The organism is Sphingomonas sp. T1 (assembly GCF_902506585.1).
GTDB classification, from domain to species: Bacteria; Pseudomonadota; Alphaproteobacteria; order Sphingomonadales; family Sphingomonadaceae; genus Sphingomonas; species Sphingomonas aerolata.
In genome coordinates this window covers 1-5,210 of the sequence record NZ_LR733906.1, presented here as the reverse complement: position 1 = coordinate 5,210, position 5,210 = coordinate 1, and the positions used below count along the sequence as shown (strand labels likewise).

Below are 5,210 nucleotides of genomic sequence, written 5' to 3'. Positions count from 1 at the left end.
GTTCCCGCCTGCGCGGGAATGACGTTTGGGGCGGGTGCGGCTCTGCGGGCGGATCAGGGTTTGGGCGGGTCGAACTGGCGGAGCGCGGCGATGGCGTTGCGGGCGGTGGGGGTGTCGGGGGCGAGACGCGCGGCTTCGGCCCAGGCGGCGCGGGCGCGGGTCTCGTCGCCGTCGCGCGCGGCGATGTTGCCCGCCTCGAGCTGGACCGAGGCGTCGTCGGGGGAGCGCTTGAGCGCCTCGGCGATGTCGCCGCGTGCACGGGGCAGATTGCCCATCCGCCGCGCGAGCGTCGCGGACAGGAGCCAGGCGAGCGGATCGTCGCCCGCGGTGGTCAGTGCGAGATCGATATCGGTGCGCGCGGAGGCGAGATCGTCCGCGGCGACGAGCGCGCGCGCGTGATCGAGCCGTGCTTCGCCGAGCTGGAGCCCGGTCAGCGTCCCCGCGGTGAGCGCCGAATCGAGCGCGGTGCGCGCCTTGGTCGCGTCGCCCGCGGCGAGCCAGGCATTGCCGCCCTGCGCCCAATAGGTCGCGGCGCGATCGTCGTGCGCGAGCTGCGCGTCGCGCGCCGCGCTCTCGAATTCGGCGGCGGCGGCGGCCCAGTTCTTTTCCGCGGCAAAGGCGAGCCCGCCACAGTCGCGCGCCGCGGCGCCGCCGCCCGCCATCCGCCAGCGACCCGCCTCGGCACGCGCGGCGACCGGATCGGTCGCGATCGTCGCGATGCAGCGCTGGAGCCGCGTGGCATCGTCGGCGGGGCCGGCGGCGGCGGGTGCCGCTATCGGCTTGGCGCCAGGCTTTGTGGCGGGGCTGGCGGCCTGGGACAGGAGCAGCGCGGGGGCGAGCAGCGTCAGGATCATAAGCGGGCGATCACATCCTCGACCGCGCGGATGATCAGCGCGATGTCGGAATCGCGTGACAGGCGGTGATCGCCGTCCTTGACGAGCAGTGTCTGCACATCGGCTGAACGAAGCAGCTCGGCGAGCCGGGTGGTGCGCAGCCACGGCACCGCCTTGTCGCGCTGGCCCTGGATCAGGCGGACCGGGCAGCGGATCTCGATCCAGCCGAACATCAGCCGGTTCGCCTCGCCCGACGCCCAGAAGCCGCGGGTGTAGATGGTGGGTTCGGGCCCGTAGTCGTTGGCGCGTTCGAGCCGGCCCGCGCTGAGCAGCGTCAGCTTTTCCTCAGGGGTGAAGCCCCAGTCGGTGAAGTCGGGCGCGGGGGCGATGCCGACGAGCGCTGCGACCAGATCGGGGCGGGCTTTCGCGACGAGCAGCATCAGCCAGCCGCCGAGCGACGAGCCGACGAGCACCGCGGGGCCGTCCGCCAGGGCTTCGAGCATCGCGATCACGTCGTCGCGCCAGTCGACGAGCGTCTGATCCTCGAACGCGCCCTCGCTGCGGCCGCAGCCGCCATAGTCGAAGCGGAGATAGGCGCGGCCCTGCGATTTCGCCCAGGCCTCGAGCGTGACCGCCTTGGTGCCCGTCATGTCCGAGCCATAGCCCGACAGGAAGACGATCGTCGGGCCGGTGCCGGTCGTGTGGTGATAGGCGAGGCGGGGGCGGTCCGGCGCGGGGGCGGTGGTGTCGGTCATGCGCGGGGCTTTAGCCAAAGCGGGCGGACGGGGCTAGGTCAGGCTGGCGCGTTCAGACGGGGGCGGAGGGGCTGGTGAAGATGTCCTCGATCGCGAGGCCGAACAGCTCGGCGATGCGGAAGGCGAGCGGGAGCGAGGGGTCGTAGCGGCCGGTCTCGATCGCGTTGACGCTCTGGCGCGAGACGTCGAGGCGGTCGGCGAGGTCGCCCTGGCTCCAGTCGCGTTCGGCGCGCAGGACTTTCAGGCGGTTCTTCATGCGGCGCCTGCGCGCACCGCGGCGATGTTGACGCACCCGCCGAGCATCAGGCCGGCAAACCAGAGCACACCCGCCGAATAGGCCGGGACATGGGGCGCGAGGCCGAAGCTTTCGAGGAAGCCCCAGATCGTCGTCGCGCAGAGCATGAAGACGGTGGCGATCAGCGTCTGGCGGACGTTCATCGTGCGGATATATTCGTCGGGCTCGTCGCGCAGATAGCGGCCCCAGGCGAGGAAGACGCCGAGCAGCGGAAGCGCGGGCAGCACCGCGAGGAGATAGGCGAGCGGGCCGGTCGGCGGATGGCTGCGGAACAGCGCCACCACGCCGAACAGCGTGCCCATGTACGCGAGGCTGAGACCGAGAACGGTGGCGTTGTAGCGGCGCAGCGCGGGGCTCTTGTGCATGGTCAAGCGTCCTTTTGAATCGGTAAAGGAAGCTTGTCATTGGAGGGTGTGGGAGTCAAGGTGGCTTTACAGCGGGGGGCGGGGTTGAGGGGATGCGATCGCGACTGTCCGCTCTCCCACGTAGGCGGGAGTCCAGGGTGGCAGGGCTCGGTGCTGCTTGGCTCTGGATCCTGACTTTCGTCAGGATGACGGGTGGGGGTGGGCGGCGCTTCCCCGCCGTCCGGATGGCGAGCGGGGAGGGCGGCGCTTCCCCGCCGTCGGGAGGACGGGTGGGGAGGGCTGCGCTTCACCGCCGTCATCCTGGGCTTGACCCAGGATCCAGGGTTATGGGGCGCAGCGCCGCTGGGCTCTGGGTCCTGACTTTCGTCAGGATGACGGGTGGGGGGTGGGCGGCGCTTACCGCCTTCGTCCTGGCCCCCGCTTTTGCGGGGGGATGGGGTCAGATGATGAATTCTACCGTTTTCATCTGGGTCTGGTCGGCGGCGACGGCGCCGCGTTTGGCGACCATCTGGCGGTGGAGTTCGCGGACGGTGTCGCTGCCGCGGGTCTTGCAGAAAGCGGGGATGACCGCGTGGACGAGCGCGCCGAGGCCGCCGGCGATCATCGTTACGCCGAACCGGCTGGCGACGCCGAAATGCTCGGCATAGCTTTCGCCGACGGTGGCGGGATGGTCGAGGAAGAGGCGGCGGAACATCGGCGGGTCTCCGGACGGGGGATCGGGCTTATCCTATCAGCCGGCGAGGGATTCGACCATGGTCGCCGCGAGCAGGCTGAGCGTGTCGTCGCGCGCGCCCATCACGACGATGCGGTCGCCGGGGCGGGCCTCGGCGACGAGCAGCGCGGCGGCGTCGGCGCGGTCGGCGATGTGGCGGGCGTCGCGGTCTTGCGCGGCGATCCGGGCGACGATGTCGGCGCTGGTGACTTCGCGGGTGACGGTGCCGCCATAATAAGCGGGGTCGGGGAGGACGAGCAGGTCTTCGGGCGCCAGCCTTGCGACGAAAGTGGCGACGAGTTCGCTGCCCATGACCTTCAGCGGACCATAGCCGTGCGGCTGGAACAGGATCAGCAGGCGGCCGGGAAAGGCGTGGAGCGTGTCGAGCGTGGCGGCGATCTTGTCGGGGTTGTGGCCGAAATCGTCGATCACCGCGACGCCGTTCGCTTCGCCGACGAGATCGAAGCGGCGGCGCAGGCCGGTGAAGCTCGCGAGTGCCTTGACCGCGTCGGGCAGCGACACGTCGGCGGCCATCGCCGCGCCGATCGCGGCGAGCGCGTTCGCGACGTTGTGGCGGCCGGGGACGGCGAGCTTCACGCGCGTGCGGACGCCGCGCGACACGAGGTCGAAGGCTATCGCGAAGGGTTCGGGGGCGAGATTCTCGGCGCGGAGGTCGGCGGAGGCGTCGATCGCGAAGGTGGTGACCTGGCCGCGGGGGAGGCGGGCGGCGAGCGCGGCGGCGTCGGGGTCGTTGGCGTTGACGACCGCGGTCTCGGCTTTTGCGATAAAGGTGCCGAACAGCTGGCGCAGTTCGTCGAGCGACTTGTGGTCGAGGCTGACATTGTTGAGCACGGCGATCTTCGGCGCGTAATGCGCGATCGAGCCGTCGCTTTCGTCGACCTCGCTGACGAAGGTGTCGCCCTCGCCGACTAAGGCGCTCGCGAAGGGGGCGTCGGGGGAGGCGAAATTCTTCATCACCGCGCCGTTCATCACGGTGGGGTCGCGGCCGGTGGTGTGGAGGATCCAGCCGATCATGCCGGTGACGGTCGACTTGCCGCTGGTGCCGGCCACGCCGATCGGCAGGCGGCTGTCGTTGAACAAGGAGGCGAGCAGCTCGGCGCGGGTGGCGCGCGGGCAGCCGAGCGCGGCGGCGGCGATCATGTCGGGGACATTGGCCTCGATCGCGGCGGAGGCGACGACGTGCTGGGCGGGCGAGACGATGCCGCTGCCGTCCTGCGGGAAGAGCGCGACGCCCTTTGCGGCGAGATCGTCGAACTTGGCGGGGACGCGGCCCTGGTCGAGATTGCGGTCCGAGCCCGCGACGGTCGCGCCGCGGCCCGCGAGGATCATCGCGAGCGGCATCATGCCCGACCCGCCGATGCCGATGAAGAAATAGGTGGGCTGGTCGGCGGCGGTCTGGTCGGAGGGGTTGGTGATATCCATAAGCTCGCGCTATCGGCGGTTGCGTAACGGGGCAAGACAGGACGAACCATGCGCATCGGTGTTCTCGCCGCGTCGAGCCGGACCAATCCTTCGGCGATCCCCGTGGTCACCGCCTATGCGGCGCGCGCGTTTCCCGAGGTCGAGCTGGTATTCCATCCGCAGTGCACCGCGACCGACGGGCATTTCGCGGGATCGGACTTCGCGCGGGCGGCGGCGTTTCTGGAATATGCCAATGATCCGGCGTTCGACGCGATCTGGTTCCTGCGCGGGGGCTATGGCGCGAACCGGATCCTCGCGATGGTGATGCCCGAGCTGGGGCGGGCGGCGCGGCACAAGATGTATCTGGGCTATTCGGACGTCGGGTTTCTGCTGGGGGCGCTGTACGCACGGCGGATCGGGCGGGTGGCGCATGGGCCGATGGTGAGCGACATCAACCGGCATGACGGCGAGGCGACGGTGGCGCGGTCGCTCGGCTGGATGGCGCGGGGGGATCGCAGCGGACTCGAGCCGGGGCTCGGGGGGCAGCCCTCGGCGGCGTTCAACCTGTCGATCCTGACGTCGCTGATCGGGACGCCGTGGCTGCCCGACCTGACCGATCATGTGCTGATCGTCGAGGAGGTGTCGGAGCCGATGTATGCGATCGACCGGATGCTGTTCAAGGTGGCGAACGCGACCCAACTGAAGGGGATTGCCGGGCTCAGGCTCGGGGCGGTGACCGCGGTGCAGGCGAACGAGCCGGCCTGGGGGGAGACGCTCGATTACATGATGGTGCGGTGGGCGCGGGATATGGGGGTGCCGTATCTGGGG

The 5,210-nt window shown here is 70.3% G+C and carries 7 protein-coding genes; 1 reads left to right on the top strand and 6 read right to left on the bottom strand.

The features are described from left to right. Window positions 1-53 precede the first annotated feature (53 nt). From GV027_RS20090 to GV027_RS20065, 6 genes are all read right to left on the bottom strand, one after another. On the bottom strand, window positions 54-854 hold the full coding sequence (locus GV027_RS20090; RefSeq protein WP_159513416.1) for a tetratricopeptide repeat protein: 801 nt from the start codon (window positions 852-854) through the stop codon (window positions 54-56). After that, entirely contained in the window at window positions 851-1,588 is a 738-nt protein-coding gene (locus GV027_RS20085; RefSeq protein ID WP_159513415.1) for an alpha/beta fold hydrolase, read from the bottom strand. The genes GV027_RS20090 and GV027_RS20085 overlap by 4 nt, the downstream gene beginning before the upstream one ends. A gap of 52 nt (window positions 1,589-1,640) precedes the next feature. Beyond that, the gene (locus GV027_RS20080) at window positions 1,641-1,844 is read right to left on the bottom strand and encodes a helix-turn-helix transcriptional regulator (protein ID WP_056409051.1); all 204 of its coding nucleotides are present in this window, start codon (window positions 1,842-1,844) and stop codon (window positions 1,641-1,643) included. Beyond that, complete coding sequence (locus GV027_RS20075; protein ID WP_159513414.1) at window positions 1,841-2,248, bottom strand: hypothetical protein; 408 nt, start codon at window positions 2,246-2,248, stop codon at window positions 1,841-1,843. Before GV027_RS20075 ends, GV027_RS20080 begins: the two co-directional genes overlap by 4 nt. A gap of 439 nt (window positions 2,249-2,687) precedes the next feature. After that, the gene (locus GV027_RS20070) at window positions 2,688-2,942 is read right to left on the bottom strand and encodes a DUF6356 family protein (RefSeq protein ID WP_159513413.1); all 255 of its coding nucleotides are present in this window, start codon (window positions 2,940-2,942) and stop codon (window positions 2,688-2,690) included. A 36-nt stretch (window positions 2,943-2,978) separates the two neighbouring features. Next, window positions 2,979-4,403 carry a Mur ligase family protein gene (locus GV027_RS20065; protein ID WP_159513412.1) on the bottom strand — a complete coding sequence of 475 codons (1,425 nt, stop codon included), beginning with the start codon at window positions 4,401-4,403 and terminating at the stop codon, window positions 2,979-2,981. A gap of 48 nt (window positions 4,404-4,451) precedes the next feature. Here GV027_RS20065 and GV027_RS20060 point away from each other — a divergent pair. After that, window positions 4,452-5,210, top strand: a 759-nt coding sequence (locus tag GV027_RS20060; protein WP_159513411.1) for an LD-carboxypeptidase, incomplete at its 3' end; no start/stop codon positions are given.

What these genes read in the sequence shown, in the direction of transcription:
- GV027_RS20090 (WP_159513416.1), bottom strand. Translation starts at nt 854, where the DNA reads ATGATCCTGACGCTGCTCGCCCCCGCGCTGCTCCTGTCCCAGGCCGCC.
- GV027_RS20085 (WP_159513415.1), bottom strand. Translation starts at nt 1,588, where the DNA reads ATGACCGACACCACCGCCCCCGCGCCGGACCGCCCCCGCCTCGCCTAT.
- GV027_RS20080 (WP_056409051.1), bottom strand. Translation starts at nt 1,844, where the DNA reads ATGAAGAACCGCCTGAAAGTCCTGCGCGCCGAACGCGACTGGAGCCAG.
- GV027_RS20075 (WP_159513414.1), bottom strand. Translation starts at nt 2,248, where the DNA reads ATGCACAAGAGCCCCGCGCTGCGCCGCTACAACGCCACCGTTCTCGGT.
- GV027_RS20070 (WP_159513413.1), bottom strand. Translation starts at nt 2,942, where the DNA reads ATGTTCCGCCGCCTCTTCCTCGACCATCCCGCCACCGTCGGCGAAAGC.
- GV027_RS20065 (WP_159513412.1), bottom strand. Translation starts at nt 4,403, where the DNA reads ATGGATATCACCAACCCCTCCGACCAGACCGCCGCCGACCAGCCCACC.